Source organism: Terrabacter sp. Ter38, assembly GCF_024519435.1.
Lineage (GTDB): Bacteria > Actinomycetota > Actinomycetes > Actinomycetales > Dermatophilaceae > Terrabacter.
The window spans coordinates 54,874-76,701 of the sequence record NZ_JALJRZ010000008.1; the positions used below are offsets into that span (position 1 = coordinate 54,874).

General features: G+C 71.8%; 16 protein-coding genes. 3 read left to right on the forward strand and 13 right to left on the reverse strand.

Features of this window, described 5'->3' with window-relative positions; translation table 11 throughout:
• Window positions 1-12: 12 nt before the first annotated feature.
• From NR112_RS16185 to mraZ, 12 genes are all read right to left on the reverse strand, one after another.
• Complete coding sequence (locus NR112_RS16185) at window positions 13-789, reverse strand: cell division protein FtsQ/DivIB (protein ID WP_256795340.1); 777 nt, start codon at window positions 787-789, stop codon at window positions 13-15.
• Window positions 786-2,261, reverse strand: a complete 1,476-nt coding sequence (gene murC, locus NR112_RS16190; protein WP_256795341.1) for a UDP-N-acetylmuramate--L-alanine ligase — start codon at window positions 2,259-2,261, stop codon at window positions 786-788. The genes NR112_RS16185 and murC overlap by 4 nt, the downstream gene beginning before the upstream one ends.
• Window positions 2,258-3,370 carry an undecaprenyldiphospho-muramoylpentapeptide beta-N-acetylglucosaminyltransferase gene (gene murG / locus NR112_RS16195; protein WP_256795342.1) on the reverse strand — a complete coding sequence of 371 codons (1,113 nt, stop codon included), beginning with the start codon at window positions 3,368-3,370 and terminating at the stop codon, window positions 2,258-2,260. Before murG ends, murC begins: the two co-directional genes overlap by 4 nt.
• Window positions 3,367-4,662, reverse strand: a complete 1,296-nt coding sequence (gene ftsW, locus NR112_RS16200) for a putative lipid II flippase FtsW (RefSeq protein WP_256795343.1) — start codon at window positions 4,660-4,662, stop codon at window positions 3,367-3,369. The genes murG and ftsW overlap by 4 nt, the downstream gene beginning before the upstream one ends.
• Window positions 4,659-6,149 carry a UDP-N-acetylmuramoyl-L-alanine--D-glutamate ligase gene (gene murD / locus NR112_RS16205; protein WP_256795344.1) on the reverse strand — a complete coding sequence of 497 codons (1,491 nt, stop codon included), beginning with the start codon at window positions 6,147-6,149 and terminating at the stop codon, window positions 4,659-4,661. The genes ftsW and murD overlap by 4 nt, the downstream gene beginning before the upstream one ends.
• Window positions 6,146-7,231: a phospho-N-acetylmuramoyl-pentapeptide-transferase gene (mraY, locus tag NR112_RS16210; RefSeq protein ID WP_056776242.1), complete on the reverse strand. Its 1,086-nt coding sequence runs from the start codon at window positions 7,229-7,231 to the stop codon at window positions 6,146-6,148. Before mraY ends, murD begins: the two co-directional genes overlap by 4 nt.
• On the reverse strand, window positions 7,228-8,649 hold the full coding sequence (murF, locus tag NR112_RS16215) for a UDP-N-acetylmuramoyl-tripeptide--D-alanyl-D-alanine ligase (protein WP_256795345.1): 1,422 nt from the start codon (window positions 8,647-8,649) through the stop codon (window positions 7,228-7,230). Before murF ends, mraY begins: the two co-directional genes overlap by 4 nt.
• Window positions 8,646-10,217, reverse strand: a complete 1,572-nt coding sequence (locus NR112_RS16220) for a UDP-N-acetylmuramoyl-L-alanyl-D-glutamate--2,6-diaminopimelate ligase (RefSeq protein ID WP_374512680.1) — start codon at window positions 10,215-10,217, stop codon at window positions 8,646-8,648. Before NR112_RS16220 ends, murF begins: the two co-directional genes overlap by 4 nt.
• A gap of 11 nt (window positions 10,218-10,228) precedes the next feature.
• The gene (locus NR112_RS16225; protein ID WP_256795346.1) at window positions 10,229-12,016 is read right to left on the reverse strand and encodes a penicillin-binding protein 2; all 1,788 of its coding nucleotides are present in this window, start codon (window positions 12,014-12,016) and stop codon (window positions 10,229-10,231) included.
• 526 nt (window positions 12,017-12,542) lie between these two features.
• Complete coding sequence (locus NR112_RS16230; RefSeq protein ID WP_256795347.1) at window positions 12,543-13,202, reverse strand: hypothetical protein; 660 nt, start codon at window positions 13,200-13,202, stop codon at window positions 12,543-12,545.
• On the reverse strand, window positions 13,199-14,209 hold the full coding sequence (gene rsmH, locus NR112_RS16235; protein ID WP_256795348.1) for a 16S rRNA (cytosine(1402)-N(4))-methyltransferase RsmH: 1,011 nt from the start codon (window positions 14,207-14,209) through the stop codon (window positions 13,199-13,201). Before rsmH ends, NR112_RS16230 begins: the two co-directional genes overlap by 4 nt.
• A gap of 380 nt (window positions 14,210-14,589) precedes the next feature.
• Window positions 14,590-15,021, reverse strand: a complete 432-nt coding sequence (gene mraZ / locus NR112_RS16240) for a division/cell wall cluster transcriptional repressor MraZ (RefSeq protein ID WP_256795349.1) — start codon at window positions 15,019-15,021, stop codon at window positions 14,590-14,592.
• A gap of 497 nt (window positions 15,022-15,518) precedes the next feature.
• Between mraZ and NR112_RS16245 the strand changes: the two genes are divergently transcribed.
• The 3 genes from NR112_RS16245 to NR112_RS16255 are packed head-to-tail and all read left to right on the forward strand — an operon-like array spanning window position 15,519 to window position 20,138.
• Window positions 15,519-16,571 carry a MoxR family ATPase gene (locus NR112_RS16245; RefSeq protein ID WP_256795350.1) on the forward strand — a complete coding sequence of 351 codons (1,053 nt, stop codon included), beginning with the start codon at window positions 15,519-15,521 and terminating at the stop codon, window positions 16,569-16,571.
• A gap of 16 nt (window positions 16,572-16,587) precedes the next feature.
• Complete coding sequence (locus NR112_RS16250) at window positions 16,588-17,832, forward strand: DUF58 domain-containing protein (RefSeq protein ID WP_256795351.1); 1,245 nt, start codon at window positions 16,588-16,590, stop codon at window positions 17,830-17,832.
• Entirely contained in the window at window positions 17,829-20,138 is a 2,310-nt protein-coding gene (locus NR112_RS16255; protein WP_256795352.1) for a DUF3488 and transglutaminase-like domain-containing protein, read from the forward strand. Before NR112_RS16250 ends, NR112_RS16255 begins: the two co-directional genes overlap by 4 nt.
• A gap of 209 nt (window positions 20,139-20,347) precedes the next feature.
• Here the strand turns inward: NR112_RS16255 and NR112_RS16260 are convergent, their stop codons facing one another.
• Complete coding sequence (locus tag NR112_RS16260; RefSeq protein WP_256795353.1) at window positions 20,348-21,763, reverse strand: FAD-binding oxidoreductase; 1,416 nt, start codon at window positions 21,761-21,763, stop codon at window positions 20,348-20,350.
• Window positions 21,764-21,828 lie beyond the last annotated feature (65 nt).

A 21,828-nucleotide genomic window follows, 5' to 3' on the forward strand; every position in this document is an offset into this window, starting at 1 on the left:
CCGACGCGGGTGTCAGCGGGTGACCGGTGACGACGGGACGCTGACGTCGATCGTCGAACCCGGCTCTGGCAGAAGGATCTTCACGAGGTCCGCCTTCCGCTTGCCATCGGCGGCGCCACCCCAGACGACCGTCTTGCGCTTCTCGCCCTTGGCCTTGACGGTGAAGGAGACCTGGTCCGCCGTCGACACCGACACCCCTGAGACGTCGGCGCGCAGGGACGGGTCGAGCGACCCGAGCGCGCCCAGGGCTGCCTCGACCCCGGCCTTGGTGACCTGCGCGGATCCCGAGCTGACGAGCGGCACGCCGTCGGGGGCGCTGCCGACGGTGCGGAACGCGACCCCGTCACGGTCCACGACGTCCACCTCACCTCGAGGGTTGCGGACGGCGAGGACGGCGACCCTGGGGGTCACGGTGATGACGACGGTGTCGGGCAGACCGCGGCCGACGGTGACCGCGCTCCACGCCTTGCCGGCGAGCAGCCGTTGCGCGACGGCGTCGGTGTCGACGCGCATGAGTGGGCCGCCGAGCGGCACCCGGGCGACGGCACGCACCTGCGCGGAGGTGGCCGCGCTCACGCCGTGGACCTCGACGCGAGACGCCGTGAGGGCGTTGCTGAACCACCCCACCCACACGAGCAGTCCGGCGCCCAGCACGAGGGCCGCGAGGACCCCCGCGACGAGGCGAGGACGTCGGCGAGCGGCGGCGGCGCGGCGCTCGAAGCGGGTGCGCGACGAGGCGAGTCCGGTGCCCGCGACGCGGCGGCGGGCGTTGCCGTGCTCGAGCATCATGGCGAGCCTCCCCCGAGGATCCGCAGCACCTCCGGGCCGATCATCGTGACGTCGCCCGCCCCCACGGTGAGCACGAGGTCCCCGGGACGGGCGAGGTCGGCGACCCGACCGGCGACCTCCGACCAGGAAGGCACGTAGTGGACCTCGACCTCGGGCCGGACCGCGGTCACAGCGTCGGCGACGAGCCGGCCCGACACTCCGGGCACGGGGTCCTCGCGCGCGGCGTAGACGTCCATGAGGACGACGACGTCCGCCGGGGACAGGCCGGCCCCGAGCTCGGTGGCGAAGTCCCGCGTGCGGCTGTAGAGGTGGGGCTGGAAGACGACGACGAGCCGGCCGGTGTCGCCGACGAGGTCCTTGGCGGTCTCGACGACCGCCGCGACCTTGCCCGCGTTGTGGGCGTAGTCGTCGACGACGACGACTCCGCCGGCCTCGCCCTTCGGCTCGAAACGACGGCGCGTCCCCGTGAAGGACGCCAGCCCGGCCAGGACCTGGTCCGGGGCCTGACCGAGCCCGTGGACGGCGGCGGCGTACGCGGCTGCGGCGTTGAGCGCGTTGTGGCGCCCTGGCACGCCGAGCGTCATGCGTCGCTCGACGCCCTCGTCGAGAAGCGTGACCGACGCCGTGACTCCGTCCTGCTGGTGGTGGTCCAGGACGACGTCGGACGACGGGTCGAACCCGTAGGTCAGCACGCGCGTGCCCGCGGCCCGGGCCCGCTCGGCCAACGCCACGGATCCGGCGTCGTCGGCGCACGTGACGAGCAGACCACCGGGACGGATCGTGCCGACGAACGCGTCGTACGCCGCCTGGACAACCGTGAAGTTCGAGTAGAAGTCGAGGTGGTCGGGCTGGACGTTGGTGACGATCGCGACCTCGGGACCGTAGACGACGAACGAGCCGTCGCTCTCGTCGGCCTCGACGACGAAGATGTCGTCGGAGCCGTCGTGCGCGTTGGTGCCGTGCTTGGCGAGCTCGCCGCCGACGGCGAAGGACGGATCGAGACCGCAGCCCTGCAGGGCCACGGTGAGCATCGAGGTCGTCGTCGTCTTGCCGTTGGCACCGGCCACCGCGACCGGCCGCCGTCCGTGCATGAGCGCGGCGAGTCCCTGCGCGCGGTGCAGCACGGGCACGCCTCGGTGCCGCGCTGCGACGAGCTCGACGTTGTCGTCGCGGATCGAGGAGCTCATGACGATGGCGTCGGCGCGCTCCTGGTGCGCCTCGTGGAAGCCGACCCACACGCCGGCGCCCTCGCTCTCGAGGGCCTTGAGGACGGGCACGTCCTTGGCGTCGCTGCCCGTGACGCGGATGCCACGCGCGAGCATGATGCGGGCGACGCCCGACATGCCGGCGCCGCCGATGGCGAGGAAGTGCACGCGCCCGAGCTCGTCGGCGCCGGGCACGTCGGCCCCGAAGTCGAAGCGCGCCGCCGCGAACGGGTCGTCGACGGTGGGGGTGCGCGGGGTCTGGGTCACGTGCGGTTCCTGCCTTCTGCGGCCCGGTCGACCAGGTCCGCGAGCTTCTCGTCGGCAGCGGGTTCGCCCAGGGCCCGGGCGGCCGCCGCCATCCGGGAGATCCGCTCGCGGTCGGTGGCGAGCCCGAGCAGCACGGCGTCGACCCACTCGGGGGTGAGGTCGGCGTCGTCGACGAGGAGGCCACCCCCGGCGGTCACGACGTCGGCGGCGTTGACGCGCTGCTCGCCGTTGCCGACGGGCAGCGGGACGTAGACGGCCGGCAGGCCGACGGCCGTCAGCTCGCACACCGTGTTGGCGCCCGATCGTGCGACGACGAGGTCGGCGGCGGCATACGCCAGCTCCATCCGGTCGGCGTACGGCACGACGACGTACGGAGCCCCCTCGGCCGGTGGCTCGGGGACGAACTCCTTGCCGAGCCCGGTCACGTGCAGCACCTGCACCCCCCCGCGGCTCAGCTCGGCCACGCGGGCCCGGAAGGCGTCGTTGAGGCGCTGGGCGCCGAGCGAGCCGCCGGTGACGAGGACGGTGGGCCAGTGCGACTGGAGCCCGAAGTGCTCGAGGGCCTCGGCACGGACGGCTTCGCGGTCGAGCGTCGCGACCTCACGGCGCAGCGGCATGCCGATCCGCTGGGCGTGCGGCAGGGAGGTGACGGTGAAGGTCGTCGCCACGGCACTCGCCCAGCGGGCGCCGAGACGGTTGGCCAGGCCCGCACGCGCGTTCTGCTCGTGGACGACGATGGGGACGTGCCGGCGCCGCGCGGCGAGGTAGGCAGGGGTGCTGACGTAGCCCCCGAAGCCGACGACGACCTCCGCACCGGTCTCGTCGATGGCGGCGCCGGCCGCGTCGACGGCCGCCTTCAGACGACCCGGGAGCCGGAGCAGGTCGGCGCTCGGGCGACGCGGCAACGGCACCTTGGGCACGACCCTGAGGTCGTAGCCCCGGGCCGGGACGAGGCGGGCCTCGAGACCCTCCTGCGTGCCGAGCGCCGTCACCCGCAGGTCGGGGTGGCGCCGACGAAGGGCGTCCGCGAGGGCGAGCAGCGGCGACACGTGGCCGGCACTGCCTCCCCCGGCGAGCAGGACGGAGGTGGGCGAGGACAGGGGGATCACCGGCTTCTGCGACGTTGCGGGACGGACCTGACGCGGGACGGAAGCACCGCGAGCGACCGACGGACGAGACTCGGGCGAGCGTCGAGCAGGGCCTTGCAGCCCGGTTCGTGGCGCGCGAAGGACAGCAGGATGCCGAGGGCCAGGAGGGTCGTCACGAGGGAGGACCCTCCGGCCGAGACGAGCGGCAGCGGGACACCGATGACCGGGAAGAGCCCGATGACGGCACCGATGTTGATGATGGCCTGGCCGAGCAGCCACGCCATGATGCCGAAACCGGCGATGCGCACGAACCGGTCCTGCGTGCGACTGACGAGCCGGAAGCAGGCCCAGGCGAGGATGCCGAAGAGCAGCAGCACCATGAGCGTGCCCGGCAGCCCGAGCTCCTCGCCGATGATCGCGAAGATGAAGTCGTTGTGCGCCTCGGAGAGCCACTCCCACTTCTCCTTGGAGGCACCGAGACCCACGCCCCACCATCCGCCGTCGGCGAGGGCGTAGAGCCCGTGGACCGACTGGCCGCACCAGCCGTCGGGGTCGGCGTTGCAGGAGGGGCTCAGCCAGTTCGCGATGCGGCTCGTGCGGTTGTTGCTGCCGGTCACCATGAGGGCGACCCCGAGGACGGCGAAGCCCCCCGCGATGGCGAACACGCGCTTCGGAGCGCCTGCGACCAGGAGGACCGCGGCGACGATCACGAGCACGACCATCGCCGTGCCGAGGTCGTGCCCGGCGAGGATCAGGCCGATGACGATGGTGGCGATGGGCACGAGATAGGGCAGCACGACGTGGAGCATGCTCGCCATCCGCGACGACTTGTTGGCGAAGATGACGGCACCGACGAGCACGAGGCCCACCTTGGCGAGCTCGGCGGGCTGGAACTGGACTGGTCCGACGGCGAGCCAGTTGCGGTTGCCGTTGACGCTCCGCCCGAACGGGATGACGGCCGCGAGCAGCAGGACGGAGACGATGATCGTCGGGAAGGCGAGGCGCTTCCACGTGGCCACCGCGACGCGGCTCGCGACACCGGCCGCGACGGCGCCGATGGCGGCGAAGAGCAGCTGGCGCAGGAACACGGTGTACGAGGCCTCGTCGGCGAGCAGCTGCTCGACGCTGGAGGCCGAGAAGACCATGATCAGCCCGAAGACCACGAGCGTCGAGGTGGCGCCGAGGATGAGGTAGTACGTCGTGAGCGGCGACTCGAGCTTGCCGATGACCGGCAGCGACCGGTGCGTCGTCGCGGTGTCGGCCGCACCCTTGGTGCCTGCGGCCGTCTTGTCGCCGGCGGTGGTCGCGCTCACTCCAGCCCCCCGTGTGCCTCGAGGTGCCGCCGGACCGCCTCCTCGAAGGCGTCGCCGCGGGCTCCGTAGTTGGTGAACATGTCCATCGACGCGGCGGCAGGGGCGAGGAGCACGACGTCGCCCGGCTGGGCGAGTCGGGCAGCCTCCCTGACGACACGGTCCATGACTCCAGTGTCGGTGTCGGACACGTCGACGACCGGGACATCGGGCGCGTGTCGGGAAAGGGCCTGGGCGATCTGGTCGCGGTCGGCGCCGATGAGCACGACGCCCCGAAGGCGCGAGGCCATCTCCTCGACGAGGCTGTCGACGTCGGCTCCCTTGAGCAGGCCGCCCGCGACCCACACGACGGAGTCGAACGACCGGATGGCCGCAGCGGCCGCGTGCGGGTTGGTGGCCTTGGAGTCGTTGACGAAGCGCACGCCCTTGACCGTCGCGAGCTCGGCGATCCGGTGCCGGTCGGGCCGGAAGGCCCGCAGGCCGTCGCGCACGGCGATGGGACCGACGCCGTACGCACGGGCCAGCGCAGCGGCCGCGAGGGCGTTGGCGACGTAGTGCGGCGCCACCGACGGGGCGTCACCTCGCAGGTCGGCGATGGTGCACAGCTCGGCGGCGGAACGCTGGCGCTGCTCGACGAAGGCGCGGTCGGCGAGGACGTCCTCGACGACGCCGACCATCGAGGGCGCCGGGATGCCTGTCGTGAACCCGATCGCACGGCACCCCTCGACGACGTTGGCCTCCATGACGAGCTGCTCGGTCTGGATGTCGGCGACGTTGTAGATGCACGCCAGGTGGGTGTTCTCGTAGATCTTGCCCTTGGCCCGGAGGTACTCGGCGTAGCTGCCGTGCCAGTCGATGTGGTCGGGGGCGACGTTGAGCACGGCGGACGCGACGGCCGAGACCGAGCGCTGCCAGTGCAGCTGGAAGCTCGAGAGCTCGACGGCCAGCACGTCGTAGGGCTCCGGGTGGAGCACCGCCTCCAGCAGGGGCGTGCCGACGTTGCCGGCCGACGTGGCGCGCAGGCCTGCGGCGCGCAGGATCGAGGCGAGCATCTTGACGGTCGTCGTCTTGCCGTTGGTGCCGGTGACCGTGAGCCACGGGGCGGCGCCCTCCTGGGCGCGCATGCGCCAGGCGAGCTCGACCTCTCCCCACACGGGTATGCCGGCCGTCGCCGCCGCGAGCATGAGCGGGTCGTGCGGAGGGACCCCGGGCGAGGTGACGACGAGCTCGGTGCCGGGCGGCGGCTCGACGACGTGCTCGGGGCCCAGGCGCACGTCGACGTCGAGGATCTCGAGGATCGTCGCGCGCTCGCGGATCGCCTCGGTCTCGTCGCGGGAGACCGCCGTGACGCGCGCGCCGCGGTCGGCGAGGGCGTCGGCCGCCGCGAAGCCGGAGACCCCGAGGCCGACGACGAGGACGGTGATCCCGGACCAGTCGGCGTCGCGGTGGGTCAGGCCCTCGCGCGGCTCGTAGAGCGGGTCGAAGCTCACTGGGACCCCACCACCCACTCGGCGTAGAAGACGCCGAGGCCGAAGGCGACGAAGAGCCCGGCGATGATCCAGAAGCGGACGACGACCGTCACCTCGTTCCACCCGACCATCTCGAAGTGGTGGTGCAGCGGTGCCATCCTCAGCACCCGTTTACCGGTGGTCTTGAACGAGGCGACCTGGGCGACCACCGACAGCGTCTCGAGGACGAACATGCCGCCGAGGATGATGAGGAGCAGCTCGGTGTGGGTCGTGATGGCGAGGCCGGCGAGCGCGCCTCCGAGGGCGAGGGAGCCGGTGTCGCCCATGAAGATCTTTGCGGGCGTCGCGTTCCACCAGAGGAAGCCGAAGCACGCGCCCATGCCTGCAGCAGCCACGAGGGCGAGGTCGTGGGAGTCGCGCACCTCGTAGCACTTGATGCCCGGGTTGGTCTGGCAGTTCTGGTTGAAGGTCCAGATGCTGATGAGGACGTAGGCGCCGAAGACCATCGTCGAGACGCCCGTCGCGAGACCGTCGAGACCGTCGGTGAGGTTCACGCCGTTGGACGCGCCCGCGATCATGACGTTGGCGAAGACGACGAAGAGGATGACCCCGACGACGGTGCTGCCACCGAGCGCGAGGCTGATGTTCGTGTCGCGCACGAACGACACGAGCAGTGAGGCGGGATTGCGGTACTGCTCGTTGGGGAACTGGAGCGCCAGGCCGGCGAAGGTGATGCCGACGAGGGCCTGCCCGAGGAGCTTCTGCTTCGAGCGGAGGCCGAGGCTGCGTTGCTTGCTGATCTTGATGAAGTCGTCGAGGAAGCCGACGAAGCCGAGACCTGCGGCGAGGAAGAGCACGAGCAGCCCACTGGCCGTCGGTGGGTTGAGGGTCAGCAGGTGCGCGAGGAAGTAGGCGCCGAGCATCGCCGCGAGGATGACGGCTCCGCCCATCGTCGGCGTGCCGCGCTTCGTGTGGTGCGACGTGGGCCCGTCGTCGCGGATGAACTGGCCGTAGCCGCGCTTGACGAGGTACTTGATGAACAGCGGGGTGCCGAACAACGAGATGAGCAGCGAGATCGATGCTGCGAGAAGGACACCCTTCACCGCGAGACCGCCTCTCCGGAGGTCGTGGGGACGGGTGTGGTGGTGCTCGCGCCGCCCTCGGAGGCGAGACGGTCGCCGAGCCAGCGCAGTCCGCTGTCGCGGCTCGACTTGAGCAGGACGACGTCGCCGGCGCGGACGCGCGTGGCGAGCAGGTCGTGGGCAGCGTCGGTGTCGGGCACCCACTCCGAGCCGGGGACGGCCTCGGCGAGCGGACGGGCGCCCTCGCCGACGGCCACGACGTGCTCGAAACCGCGGGACGCGGCATACGCCCCGACGGCTGCGTGCTCGGCATCGCTGTCGGGCCCGAGCTCGAGCATGCCCCCGAGGACGGCCCAGCGCTCCCCCGTCACGTGCATGGCCGCGACGGCGTCGAGGGCGGCACGCATGGAGTCGGGGTTCGCGTTGTAGGCGTCGTTGACGACGACCACGCCGTCGGGCCGGTCGGTGATCTCCATCCGCCAGCGGCTCACGGCCTCGGCAGCGCCGAGCCCGGCCACGACCTGGTCGAGCGACAGCCCGAGCTCGAGTGCCGCCGCGGCGACGGCGAGAGAGTTGCCGACGTGGTGGGCACCGCTCTGGCGGAGGGAGACCCGGGCCGAGCCCTGCGGGCTGACGAGGGTGTATGCCGCCCTCCCGCGCTCGTCGAGGGTCACCTCCTCGGCACGCACGTTCGCCTCGGGCGACAGGCCGACGAGCTGGACCCGGGAGGCGACGCCGGAGGCCATGGCGGCCACGACGGTGTCGTCGGCGTTGAGGATCGACAGCCCCTCGGCGGGGACCGCCCGGGGCAGCTCCGACTTGGCGTGGGCGATGTTCTCGCGCGACCCGAACTCGCCGATGTGGGCGGTGCCGACGTTGAGGACGATGGCGACCTGCGGCGGTGCGATGCGCGTGAGGTAGTCGATGTGGCCGATGCCACGGGCGCCCATCTCGGCGACGAGGAAGCGGGTGGTCGGGGTGACACGGCACACCGTGAGCGGCACGCCGATCTCGCCGTTGAGCGAGTTGACCGGCGCGACCGTCTCGGCCACCGACGACAGCACGGACGCGAGGAGGTCCTTGACGCTGGTCTTGCCCGACGACCCGGTGATGCCCACGATCCGCAGCTCGGGAGCACGGTCGACGACTCCGCGGGCGATCCGGCCGAAGGCCGTCTGGACGTCGTCGACGACGACGCACGGCACACCGTCGACCGGACGCTCGGTGAGGGCTGCGACGGCTCCTGCCGAGACGGCTGCAGCGACGAAGTCGTGCCCGTCGGCGGTCTCGCCGACCCGCGCGACGAAGAGGCTCCCCGGCCCGCAGTCACGGGAGTCCGTGGTCACGGGGCCGTCGACGACGACGGCCTCAGGCGTGTCGGTGCCGTGGATGGTGCCTCCGGTGAGGTCGCGGATCTCGTTGAGGGACAAGGCGATCACGACGTCACCCCCGACGAGCTGACGGCTGCGAGGGCGGCGCGCACGGCGTCGCGGTCGTCGAACGGGTGCTTCACTCCGTGGATCTCCTGACCCTTCTCGTGTCCCTTGCCGAGCACCACGACGGTGTCGACTGGGCGGTCCTTCCCCATGCCCACGACCGCGAGGGCGATGGCCTCGGAGATCGCGCTCGAGCGCGTGCCGCCGTCGATGATCTCGGATGCTCGCGCCGAACCGGCACCGACCTCCTCGCGCGCCCCGGCGATGACGGCCGCACGGATCTCGGCGGGGTCCTCGGACCGGGGGTTGTCGTCGGTGACGACGACGACGTCGGCGCGGCGGGCAGCGGCAGCCCCCATGGCCGGTCGCTTGCCCCGGTCCCGGTCTCCCCCGGCACCGAGGACGGCGATGAGGCGACCGCCGGTCGAGGCACGCAGCGCTGCGAGGGCGGCGTCGACGGCGTCGGGTGTGTGCGCGAAGTCGACGACGCAGCGGGGCCCTTCAGGGCCGCCGGGCGCGACGACCTCCATGCGGCCCGGCACGTCCGGGGCCACGGACATGGCGGCCTCGACCTCGCTCGGCTCGAGGCCGATGCGCAGCAGTGCGAGGGCTGCGAGCGCCGTGTTGGCGACGTTGAAGTGACCGGGCAGGTGCGAGACGAGGCGCAGGGCGCGGCCCGTGGACCGCTCCCGCAGGGTGAACCTGCCGTCGTCGCCCTCCTCGGCGCCCCAGTCGGCGTCACCGGCGCCCTCGGTCGTCGTCGCGAGGGTCGTCATCGGCACGGTGGCCTCGACCGCGAGGCGCCGCCCCCAGGCGTCGTCGACGCAGACGACGGCGGCCCGGGAGCGCTGCGGTGTGAAGAGGGAGGCCTTGGCCCCGAAGTAGTCGTCCATCGAGGCGTGGAAGTCGAGGTGGTCCTGCGAGAGGTTCGTGAAGAGCGCGACGTCGTAGACGACTCCGTCGACCCGGTGCAGCTCGAGGGCGTGGCTCGAGACCTCCATGATGCAGGCGTCGATGCCCCGCTCCCGCATGAGCCCGAGGAGGGCGTGCAGGTCGGTCGCCTCGGGCGTCGTGCGCACCGACTCGAAGAGCTCGTCACCGATGCGCGTCTCGACCGTGCCGATGAGCCCTGTCCGCTGACCGTGCGCCCGCAGCGCCGACTCGACGAGGTAGGCCGTCGTCGTCTTGCCGTTGGTGCCCGTGACCCCGAGCATCGTCAGCGACTCGGAGGGCCGGCCGTAGACCTGCGCCGCGACGTCTCCGAGCACGCTCCGGGGCTCCTGCGTGACGACGACGGGCACTGCGAGATCCGTCAGCTCGGCAAGGCCGGCCGTGTCGGTGAGGACCGCGACGGCTCCGGCGGCCACGGCGTCGGCGGCGAAGCGCGCGCCGTGCACGTTGAAGCCCGGGAGGGCCGCGTACAGGTCGCCCGGGAGCACGGCTCGGCTGTCGAGCGTGACCCCTGTCACGACGGCGTCGACGGCTCCGGAAGCAACGTCGGCCCGGATCCAGGGCGTCAGGTCGCAGAGGCGTACACCCGATGTTGCGGGTCGAAGGGGGGAAGGTGACACGTCATCCCAACTTACAGGCCATCCCGCTTCGCCCGCGCATTGCTGATGACCTCGGGGTCGTCGGACGACAGGGGCTTGTCGGCCCAGACGTGGTAGTCGAGGGCCGACTTGGGGCTGGGCGGGGCACCGGTGCGCTCGAGCAGGTAGGACATGACCTGGTTGAAGACCGGTCCGGCCAGCGCGCCACCGAACATGCCGGCGCTGGGCTTCTGGATGAAGACGGCCACGACGTACTTGGGCGCCTCAGCCGGTGCGAACCCGATGAACGAGGCGGTGAAGCCGTTGTAGCGTCCCAGCTTCTCGTCGTAGCGGTCGGCCGTGCCGGTCTTGCCGGCGACGCGGTAGCCCTTGATGCGGGCCGCGCTCGCGGTGCCGTTCTCGCCGGTGACCTCCTCCATCATCCGCGACAGCTTGACCGCGGTGTCCTCGGTGACGACCCGGCTCGGCGTCGTCGGTGTGGACGGGATGAGGGTGCCGCTGTCGTTGACGGTGCCCTCGACGAGCGACGGGGGCACGCGGACACCCTTGTTGGCGATGGTCTGGAAGACGCCGGCCTGCTGGATCGCCGTGACGGCGTAGCCCTGACCGAAGAGGATGGTGTAGCGGCGCGTCGAGACCCAGTCCTTGGCGCCGGCGAGCAGGCCCGCAGACTCCCCGGGGAAGCCGACCGGGGTCTTCGAGCCGATGCCGAACTTGCGGTAGTAGGCCTCCATGACGGCCGGCGGGACGCGCTCGCCGATGAGCATGGTCCCCATGTTCGACGACTTCGCGAGCACGCCCGTGGCCGTCATGTTCTCGACGCCGTGCGGCTCGTTGTCCTTGAAGGACGTGCCGGCCCGGGGCAGGCGCGGGGGCACGATGACCCCGGTGTCGGGCGTGATGACGCCCTGCTCGAGAGCGGCGGCCATCGTCATGAGCTTGCCCGTCGAGCCGGGCTCGAACGCGTCGTTGAAGGCGTAGTTGCCGAGGGAGGACTTCGAGGCGTCGCCGAGGTCGTTAGGGTCGAACGTCGGGTAGCTCGCGGCGGCGCGCACCTTGCCCGTGGCCACCTCGAGGACGACCGCGGTGCCGGACTCGGCCCCGACGGCGGTGACCTGCTTCGCGAGGGCGTTCTGGGCGTACCACTGGAGGTCGGCGTCGATCGTCAGCTTGACGTCGCGCCCGTTGGAGACGGGGGTGTCGACCCGCTGCGATCCCGGGATGATGTAGCCGTCCCGGGCCCGCTCGGCGACGCTGACTCCGGGGGTTCCCTTGAGCGCCTTGTCGAGCATCTGCTCGATGCCGCCCGCACCGCTCTGGTCGGAGGGGCGCACGAAGCCGACGAGCTGGCCGAGCGCCATGGAGGTCGGGTAGATCCGCTGGGCCGTGCGCTCCCCCGTGATGCCGGGGATGCCCAGAGCCCGGATCTCACGGTAGATGGCGGGGTTGACCTCCTTCTTCACCACGACGTAGCGCGTGTTCGAGCGGGTGAACAGCTTCGTCAGCGCCGACGGCGTCATGCCGAGGAGCGGCGCGAGGTCAGCAGCGGCGCGGGTGACACCGACCTCCTGCCGCACGCCGTCGATCTTCACGGTGTAGAGCGGGACGATCTTCGGGTCTGCGGCGATGGTGAAGCGCTCGACGGAGTCGGCGAGGACCTGTCCGTTCGTGTCGAGGATCTGGCCACGCATGGCCGGCGTCGTCGTCTTGACCGACCGCTTGAACAGCGCGGCCTGCTGGGTGGCCGAGGCGTCGAAGGCCTGGATGCGCAGCAGCTGACCGGCGAAGATCGTGAAGACGAAGAGGATGGCGACGAACATGACGCGCGCCCGGCGACGCGGGTTGGCGCGCGAGATCTTGAGCGGGCGACGAGGCCCGCGCGGTCCCCGGGGGCCTCGAGGACCCCGAAGTGCCGCGGCACGCTGTGCTGCGGGCCCGCGACCGCGGCTCGAGGCGGTCTGGGTCCGGGGAGCGCTCGTCCGCGACGCGGCTCGGGCGCTGCCGGACGGGCTGCCACTGCGGCTGCGAGGCGGCGCTGCGCCCCGCGCCGCCGGGGTCGCGCGCACCGACGTGCTCGCGCGGGCGCTCGCGGACGAGCCCGGCTTCGGGCCCGACCTCTGTCCGGACTTCTGGCCCTGGGAGCCGGCTGGACCGGTCTGCCGCACGGAGCCCGGCTGGGCGGACCGCCCCTGGCCGGTCCGACCCTGAGGGGGCCGGCCCTGGCCCGCGCGCGCCTGGCCCGCACGGCTCGTGCCCGTCGCGGAGGAGGCGCCACGGGCGTCCCCCGCGGGCGCAGCACCGCGACCGGTCCGTCGTGGATCGGTCGCTCGGTTCTGCGTCACGGGGTCACCTCACCGTCGTGTGCTGGGCCTGCCCTGCCTGGCCCGCCCCGGTGCCCGTGGCCTGCCCGGACGCTCCGGGCGTCGTGCCCAGTGTGGGTGCTGCGGGGGTCTCCGGCGTGGCACCGGGCGTCGTCGGCGTGGCGGCCTCGGACGGGGTGGCGGCCGTGGCCGAGGCCGCCTTGCTGGCCTTCGTCGCCGAGGACAGGACCTTCTTGACCTTGGCCGTCACGGCGGGCGGCGTCGGGCTGGTGACGATCGGGAAGGCGTTGTTCTTCGTCGCCGGCTCCGGCTCGCCCGACACGGTACCCGTGGAGAGGTCGATGTAGCCGCGGGTGTTCATCCGCACCATGCCGATCTCGGCGGCGCTGCGGGCGAGCGCGCCCGTGGCCGAGGCGCGGTCGATGTCCTCCTGGAGGTTGCCGGCCGTGTCGCTGAGGCGCGCGGACTCGCGCTGGAGGTCGCCGACCGCCAGCGAGCCCTGGGCGAGTGCCGTGTTGAGCAGGAGCAGGGCGATGAGCCCGGCCGTGAGCAGCCCGATGCAGATCGTCACGAAGGCGCCGTTGCCGGTGCGCGCGATGCTGCTCGGGATGACCCGGAGCGGCGTGGGGGCAGGGCCGCGCCGCGGCGCGCGGAGCGGCCGGGCCGTGGCGGTCATCTGGCTCATCGGGTGGGTCCCTTCCTGGTCCTGCTGGCTGAGGTGTGCGTGGAGGTGTCGCGCACGCGCTCTGCGACGCGAAGTCGGGCCGAGGCGGCCCGCGGGTTCGTGGTGACCTCGTCGTCGCCGGGCGCCTCGGCGCCGCGGGTGACGAGGGAGAGGTATGCCGCATGCTCGGCGAGCTCGACCGGCAGGCCTGCCGGGGTGCTGGAGGTGGCGCCGGCCGCGAAGGCCCGCTTCGTCGCCCGGTCCTCGAGCGAGTGGTACGAGAGGACCGCGATCCGGCCGCCGACCGCGAGGACGTCGATCGCCTCGTCGATGGCGCGGCGCCAGACCTCGAGCTCGTCGTTGACCTCGATCCGCAGGGCCTGGAAGGTGCGCTTGGCCGGGTGGCCGCTCTGTCGCTGCGAGGCGGCCGGGATGACGCGACGCAGCATGTCGACGAGGCGACCGGACGAGGTGTAGGGCTCGATCGCGCGGTCCTGCACGACGGCCTTGGCGATCTTGCGCGCGTAGCGCTCCTCGCCGTAGTCGCGCAGGATCCGCGTGAGGTCATCGGCCGAGTAGGTGTTGAGCACGTCGGCGGCGGTCTGCCCCGTCGACTGGTCCATCCGCATGTCGAGCGGCGCGTCGACGCGGTAGGCGAAGCCACGGTCGGCCTCGTCGAGCTGGAGCGAGCTGACGCCGAGGTCGAAGAGGATGCCGTCGACCGCGGGCACGTCGAGGTCGCCGACGACGTCCTTGATGTCGTCGTAGACGGCGTGCACCGGGCGGAAGCGGTCGCCGAACCGGGCGAGTCGCTCCCCCGCGAGAGCCAGGGCCTCACGGTCGCGGTCGATGCCGACCACGGTGCAGTCGCGGAAGCGCTCGAGGACGCCCTCGGCGTGGCCACCCATGCCGAGCGTGCCGTCGATGTGCACCGCCCCCGGCCGCTCCAGCGCGGGGGCGAGCAGCTCGAGGATCCGGTCGCGCATGACGGGGACGTGACGCTCCTGCGCCTGTCCTCGATCGCTCATGGTGCGTCCCTCTCACGCTCGTGCTGCGGGCCCTGAGTGGTGCGCCTGTGGCGTACGGGGCTGGTGTGACTCGTGTGACCTGTCGGCGGATAGAGATCCGCCGTGTCGGTGATGCGGTGGTGGTGGCCGGTCGGCCGGAATGGCAGCGAACAGGTGGAGGGAGCTGGTCGCGTGCCGGTCGGACGTCGTGCGGTCGGTGCTGCTCTGCGGGTGCCCGTCGACCTGGGCGCGGGTCCCCATCCGCTGCCTCGCCCGGGACGGGGGAAGTCGTCCCGGGTGTGGAGCGGCTGGAGGCCGGCGCTCAGGTGCTGGTCGGTCGTGGTGCGGCTGGTGTGGGTGATGCCGTCTCGGTCGTCGTCGGCGATGGTGGTCGTCCGGACTCAGAAGAGCCCGGGGATCACCTCCTCCGCCGTGTCGGCGAAGCTCTGCTCGGTCTGCTCGAGGTAGGCGTTCCAGACCGCGCTGTCCCAGACCTCGAGGCGCGCACCAGCACCGATGACCGTGACCTCGCGGTCGAGGCCCGCGTACTGGCGCAGGTTGGCCGGGATCGTGAACCGGCCCTGCTTGTCGGGGATCTCGTCGGACGCACCGGAGAGGAAGACGCGCATGTAGTCGCGGGCGACCTTGCTCGTCGTAGGGGCCTGGCGCATCTGGTCGGCGACCTTGACGAACTCGTCCATCGGGTAGATGAACAGGCTGCGCTCCTGGCCGCGCGTGACGACGAGGCCGCCGGCCATCCGCTCGCGGAACTTCGCGGGCAGGAAGAGCCGACCCTTCTCGTCGAGCCGGGGCGTGTGCGTCCCGAGAAACATGGTCCGCCACCTCCCCTTTGTCGACCCGAAGGCGTCCCCATTCCCTACCTTGTGGCTCCACGATACTCCACTTTGCTCCACCGTCAACGAACCTTGACCCTTTTTGGTCCGGCGCGTCCCGCGTTTGTGCAGGTCAGACGCAGTGGAGTGAAGTGGAGTAGATGGCGCACCACCGCCCTGTCGGACGCCCCACGGGCGGTGGGACGACGCCGGCCGGGCCATCCGGCCCACGCCGGCGTTCCTGCGGATCGTGCTCGGCAGCGGGTTCCGCACCACCGGGAGCACCACGAAACCGAACCGAACGGCCACCCCGGACGTCGGTGGTGGAGGAAAGTGGAGGTGGTGCCGGGAGCCCTCCCGGGGCCGTCGACCAACATGCCCACGGCCAAGGTCTCCATCCGGTCACGACCGGGGCAGCCCTACCGGTGTCGAGGGTCCATGGGAGAAGATCACCTGACGGTGTGCACAGCCCGCCACGAGCAGCGCTGCGCCACGACATGGGGACGACGACGGAGGACAGTGTGACGACGACGGACACGGGGCTCGGGACCACCGCATCGCCGGGCGCGGGCGCGGGCGCGACCTCGACCACGGGGGCGGCCGACCTCGACCTCATCCACGACGTGGCGGAGCGGCTCATGGGCGCCATGACGAGCGTCATCGAGGGCAAGCCTGAGGTCGTCCGCACGACCGTGACGGTCCTCTTCGCCGGTGGTCACCTGCTCATCGAGGACGTGCCCGGCGTCGGCAAGACGATGCTCGCCAAGACACTCGCCCGATCGATCGACGCGACGGTGCGCCGCATCCAGTTCACCCCTGACCTGTTGCCGAGTGACGTCACGGGCGTCAGCATCTTCAACCAGGACGCCCGCCGCTTCGAGTTCCGGCCGGGCGCCATCTTCGCCAACGTCGTCGTCGGCGACGAGATCAACCGCGCGTCCCCGAAGACGCAGTCGGCCCTGCTCGAGTCGATGGAGGAGCGTCAGGTCACCGTCGATGGGACGACCTACACGCTGCAGGCCCCGTTCATCGTCATGGCGACCCAGAACCCCATCGAGATGGAGGGCACCTATCCTCTCCCCGAGGCCCAGCGTGACCGCTTCATGGCCCGTATCTCGATGGGCTATCCGGCACCCAGCGCCGAGCTCGACCTGCTCGAGACGCACGGTTCGAGCTCACCGCTCGATGCCCTGACCCCCGTGACCGACGCGGAGACGATCAACCGCGTCGTGCACGCCGTCAGCCAGGTCCACGCGAGTCCCGCCATCCGCCAGTACATCGTCGACCTCGTGACGCGGTCCCGGTCGACGACCGCGTTGCGGCTCGGAGCGTCGCCGCGGGCCGCCTTGCACCTGCTGCGTGCGTCCCGCGCCTTTGCCGCGCTCGAGGGTCGCGACCACGTGATCCCCGACGACGTCCAGGTGCTCGCGGGGCCGGTCCTCGCCCACCGTCTCATGCCGTCGAGCGAGACCCAGCTCGCCCGCCGCACCACCGCCGAGGTGGTCACCGACCTGCTGCGCCAGGTGCCGGTGCCGCCCGCAGCGCGCTGAGCGGGAGCAGGCGCCCATGCGCTCGCTGCGCAGTGTCCTGACGACGAGGGGTAGGGCCTTCATGGGCTCGGGCGCGGTCCTCGTCCTCGCCGGTGTCATCTTCGGGTTCCGCGACCTCACCCGCTTCGGGGTGCTCCTCGTCGCGCTCCCCCTCATCTCCGCCGTCCTCGTGCGCACCCGCAAGACGCGGATGCGCATCGAGCGGCACAGCCACCCCGAGCGCATCAGCGTCGGCCAGGACGCACACGTCACGTTGTCGTTCGAGAACGTCTCGACGAACACGACGCCGATCTTCCTCGCCGAGGAGCGGCTCGACTACGTCCTCGGCGACCGGCCGCGCTTCGTCGTCGGCCGGATCCCGCCGGGCCGCGTCCGCGCCATCGACTACGCCGTCCGCTCGCACCTGCGCGGACGCCACCACCTCGGGCCCCTCGGGGTCCAGGTGCAGGACCCGTTCGGCCTCGCCAACCGCAACGCGGTGCTCGAGGGCACCGCCGACCTCGTCGTGCTGCCGGCCGTGCACCCGCTGTCGTCGAACCGCCAGCCGAGCGCGGGCGTCGGCTCCGAGGGCGAACAGGCTCATCTCATCGCGCTGCACGGCGAGGACGACGTCACGATCCGCGAGTACCGCGACGGCGACGACCTGCGCCGCATCCACTGGCCCGCGACCGCACGCACCGGCGACCTCATGGTGCGCCAGGAGGACCGCCCCGCGCAGCGTCGGGCCGTCGTGCTCATCGACCCGCGGCCCTCCGCGCACGGTGGCACGGGAGTGAGCAGCTCGTTCGAGTGGGCGATCACCGCGGCTGCGTCCGTCGCCGTGCACCTGTGCGACTCGGGGTATGCCGTGCACCTCGTCTGCGCCGAGACGGTCGAGACCTCCCGCGCAGCCGAGACCATGACGCCCGAGGAGATCCTCGACGTCCTCGCCGTGGCGACACCGCGCGACGACACGGGCGAGGACGAGATCCTGCGCGCCGGCCAGGCCCTCGCCGCCGCCGGCGGCTTCCTCGTGGCCCTCGTCGGACCGTCAGGACGCGACATCACGTCCCGGCTTGCGAGCCTGCGCCAGCCGGGCACCACCGGCCTGGCGCTCGTCCTCGACGCCCGCAGCTTCGGCACGACCGATGCCGAGGAGGCCGGCCCGCACGTCGACACGCTGCGCCTCGCGGGGTGGCGTGCCGTCTCGGTCCAGCGCGACGAGGACGTCGCGCACGTCTGGGCCGTCCTGACGGCCGCCACCGTGGGAGGCAGCCGATGACCCGCCGTCGCTGGAGGATCACCCTCCTGGGCGCCCTCGCCACCCTGGCCGCGGTCTACCCCATCACGAGCCTCTTCGTCGAGACCACCTGGCTGCCTCAGGCGGCCTTCGTCGTCGCCCTCGTCGCCGGCCTCGGCCTCGTCGCCCGTGGCCTCACCCGCTCGCGCGGACTCGTCGTCATGGTCCAGGTGCTCGTGACGGCCTACGTCATCCTCGCCCGCTACACCGGTGAGTCGTTCACCCTGTTCGTGCCGACACCCGCGACGCTCGAAGCGGCCAACAGTCTTGGTCTGCAGGCCCTCGAGACGATCAACCGCTACTCGGCCCCCGCGCCGATCAACGACGGCATCACGTTCTGTCTCATCATCGCCGTCGCTCTCGTCGCCATCGCGGTCGACGCCATGGCCGCCACCTGGCGGAGCCCGGCTGCCGCGGGACTGCCACTGCTGACGGCATACCTCATCACGGCGGCCAACGGCGATGCCGCGCTCGCGCTGCGCTTCTTCGTCGTGCCGGTCGTGCTCTGGCTCGTCATGCTGCACACGACCGCCCGGGCCCAGTTCGGGCGCTGGGGCACGGCCAGCGCGGCCGACGAGAGCGAGATCGACGAGGCGGCCCACGACCGCGACGCCCTGCGCTCGTTCACGGCGGGGGCGCTCAAGCTCGGCGCCGTCGGCGTGGTCGTCGCCCTCCTCGTGCCGGCCGTCATCCCGCACTTCCCACCGCGCTACCTCACCGAGGGGCTCGGCAGGTCGGGCGGCGGCGCCGGCGAGGGGTCCGTCGGGTTCAACGACACGCTCGACCTCTCACGCAGCCTGAACAACCAGGACCAGTCGCCCGTCCTGACGTACACGACGACGGCCTTCACGCGGTCTCCACTGCGAGTGCTCGCGACCTCGTACTACTCCCGCGGGCAGTGGAGCGTCGCCGGAGCCACCGGCGATCGACCCGACAACCCGTCTCCCCTGCCGCCGCTGGACAAGCGACGCGACTACGTCATCACTGTCACGGACAACACCCTCGCCGCGCCCCGCATCGCGGCGCCCTACCCCGTCGTCGCCGTCGCGATGGAGGGCACGCCGTGGAGCATCGACCCCGTCACGCGCGACGTGCGCGTCGACCGCGCGGTGAGCAGCTACCGGGTGACGTATGCCGATCTCGCGCCCTCCCCGCCGGAGCTGCGCGAGTCGGGAGCCCCGGACTCGCCGGACATCACCGACGACGACCTCAGCATCCCGGACCGGTCGCGCGACCTGATCCAGCAGTGGTCCGACCAGGTGACCCGCGGTGCGGACAACCCGCTCGACAAGGCGATCGCGATCCAGGACCACCTGCGCGACCCGAGCCGCTACACCTACTCCCTCGACCTCGGAGAGCAGCTGCGCGACAGCCAAGGGCGCCTGCTCGAGCCGATCCAGAACTTCTACCAGACCCGTCGCGGCTACTGCGTCCAGTTCGCGACGGCGATGATCATGCTCGCTCGGGCCCAGGGGATCCCGGCCCGCATGGCGATCGGCTTCCTGCCCGGCCAGCTCTCGGGCGAGCGCTACATCGTCCGCGCCAGTGACGCCCACGCGTGGCCCGAGCTCTACTTCCAGGGCTACGGCTGGCTGCGCTTCGAGCCGACCCCGGGTGCCCGGGCCGGCTCGCCGCCACCGTATGCCGTCCTCGGTGCGGGCTCGGGCCCGACGGGCGGCGGGCGCGCGGTGAGCGAGACGAACACCGCGAGCGGCACGGCCTCGGCCACGAGCTCGACCACGGCGGCGACGGCGGCCCCCGTGCAGACGGAGCAGACGTTCCTCGACTCCGTCGGGCACGTGTTCAGCGTGCGCAACGTCGTGCTGGCCCTCGCGCTGGTGCTCGGCCTGCTCGCGGCGTTCGCGATGCCGATCACCGCGTGGCTGCTCCGGCTGCGTCGCCGACGCGCCGCCGTGACCCAGCAGGATCTCATCGAGGCCGAGTGGGACGACCTCACCTCGCACTTCGGCGACCTCGGGCTCAGTGCGCCCGAGGGCGTCACCCTGCGCCAGCTGCGCGAGCGCTACGTCGTCGACGGCCACCTCGACGAGGAGAACACCACCGCCATGCGACGGGTCACGGCGACTCTCGAGAAGTCCCGTTACGACCGGCCCGAGCGCACGACGCCGCAGGAGGCCTTCCGGCTGCACCACGACATCCGGTCGATCCGGCGTCAGGTCGGCCGCACCCGGGCGTGGCAGGCCCGGGCACGGTCCTTCTTCTGGCCCGAGGCGGGCGTCTCGTTCTGGCGATCCCTCCCGGACCGCCTGCTCCCCCGGCGCCGCTGAGCCCGGCACACGGCATACGCAGGAACGGGGACACCGCAACGCGAAGGGAGCCCACGGCGACGGTCCTGCGGCGCTACGACGTCCCCGCACAGCTCGGGACACGTTTGTGGGCTTGCCCGGATTCACCGTGCCCGAAGTGGCCGTGCGGTCTCAGCGGTCAGGACGGCGAGCCGGCTGCCCTCGGCATCAGGACCGCACGCGCACCCACGTCACGAGGCCGGCCGGATGTTCTGGTTGACGTGGAAGAGGTTCGCGGGGTCGTAGGTCGCCTTGACCCTGGTCAGCCGATCGTAGTTGCCGCGGTATGAGGCCTGGATCCGGTCGTCGCCCTCGTCGTCCATCATGAAGTTGACGTAGGCTCCGCCGGCGGAGGTCGGGTGCAGTGCCTGCCAGTAACGTCGCGCCCACTCGGTCATGACCGGAATGTTGGCGGGATCCGGATCGATCCCGACGATGACGCCGGCCCAGCCGCCGTCGCGGTAGGCGAATGCCGTGTCCGACTGACCGACACGCATCGCCGCCCCGTCGATGGGGTAGAGGTGCATCGTCGAGGCGGCCGTCGGCAGCTGGCTGCCGAACGTGACGTGCGTCTCGATGGCGGCGTCAGTGATCTCCGTGAAGAAGTCTGCCTTCCAATACCAGTGCAGCCCGGCGGGGAACAGCGCATCAAACGCCTGCTGGAGCACGCTGAACGGCATGGGCCCGAGCCCGACGAGCAACGGCGAACCGAAGGCCTTGACCGGTGCGAGCACGTCGTCGGCCTGGGCATGCGGCCCGGTGTAGCACCACACGATCGCGCACGCCTTTTTGCCCCAGAGGTCCTCGGGGAACGGCGGCCCACCGGGGACGGTGATCAGGCCGAACCACCCGGACAGCTCCTCGGGAAGGGACGGCAGCAGCGCGCGATACCACTCGAGCACCTTCGTCGTGTCGGCGATGTCATAGATCACCGGCCCGCCGATCACGGTGCCGTGCTCGCCGATGTCGTGGCACGCGAACGTGAACGACGTGACGACCCCGAAGTTGCCGCCGCCGCCGCGCAACCCCCAGAAGAGGTCGGGGTGCGAGTCGGCGCTGGCCGTGACGAACCTGCCGTCGGCGAGCACCACATCGGCGCTCAACAGGTTGTCCACGGTGAGCCCGAAGCGTCGAGTCAGGTACCCGATACCGCCTCCGAGGGTCAGTCCGCCGACCCCCGTCGAGGACAGGAACCCGGATGGGGTGGCCATCCCGAACGCGACCGTGGCGTGGTCGATGTCGCCCCACGTGCAGCCCCCGTCGGCCCGCACCGTGTGCGCTCCGGGGTCGACCGTCGTGCTCCGCAGGCCGGAGAGGTCGATGACGAGCCCGTCGTCGACCACTCCCAGCCCGCCGGCGTTGTGGCCCCCGCTGCGGACGGCCAGGTCGACGCCGTGCTCGCGGGCGAAGTTGACGCACGCGATGACGTCGGCGACGTCGGCGACCCGGGCCATTGCGGCGGGGTGGCGGTCGATCATCCCGTTGTACACGGCACGCGCCGAGTCGTATCCCGGGTCTCCGGGTCTCGTCAGCGGCCCCCGCAGCGCTCCCGCGAGGTCCTCGTACGGGGCCGCCGTCGTGGCGGACCTGGTGATGGTGTCGGACATCGTCCCTCCTCAGGTGAAACGTCGAATGGAAGGACGCTAGGCAGTCGAGCGTTCGCGAACCGTTC

What these genes read in the sequence shown, in the direction of transcription:
- NR112_RS16185 (WP_256795340.1), bottom strand. Translation starts at nt 789, where the DNA reads ATGATGCTCGAGCACGGCAACGCCCGCCGCCGCGTCGCGGGCACCGGA.
- NR112_RS16225 (WP_256795346.1), bottom strand. Translation starts at nt 12,016, where the DNA reads ATGTTCGTCGCCATCCTCTTCGTCTTCACGATCTTCGCCGGTCAGCTG.
- NR112_RS16230 (WP_256795347.1), bottom strand. Translation starts at nt 13,202, where the DNA reads ATGAGCCAGATGACCGCCACGGCCCGGCCGCTCCGCGCGCCGCGGCGC.
- rsmH (WP_256795348.1), bottom strand. Translation starts at nt 14,209, where the DNA reads ATGAGCGATCGAGGACAGGCGCAGGAGCGTCACGTCCCCGTCATGCGC.
- mraZ (WP_256795349.1), bottom strand. Translation starts at nt 15,021, where the DNA reads ATGTTTCTCGGGACGCACACGCCCCGGCTCGACGAGAAGGGTCGGCTC.
- NR112_RS16245 (WP_256795350.1), top strand. Translation starts at nt 15,519, where the DNA reads ATGGGGACGACGACGGAGGACAGTGTGACGACGACGGACACGGGGCTC.
- NR112_RS16250 (WP_256795351.1), top strand. Translation starts at nt 16,588, where the DNA reads ATGCGCTCGCTGCGCAGTGTCCTGACGACGAGGGGTAGGGCCTTCATG.
- NR112_RS16255 (WP_256795352.1), top strand. Translation starts at nt 17,829, where the DNA reads ATGACCCGCCGTCGCTGGAGGATCACCCTCCTGGGCGCCCTCGCCACC.
- NR112_RS16260 (WP_256795353.1), bottom strand. Translation starts at nt 21,763, where the DNA reads ATGTCCGACACCATCACCAGGTCCGCCACGACGGCGGCCCCGTACGAG.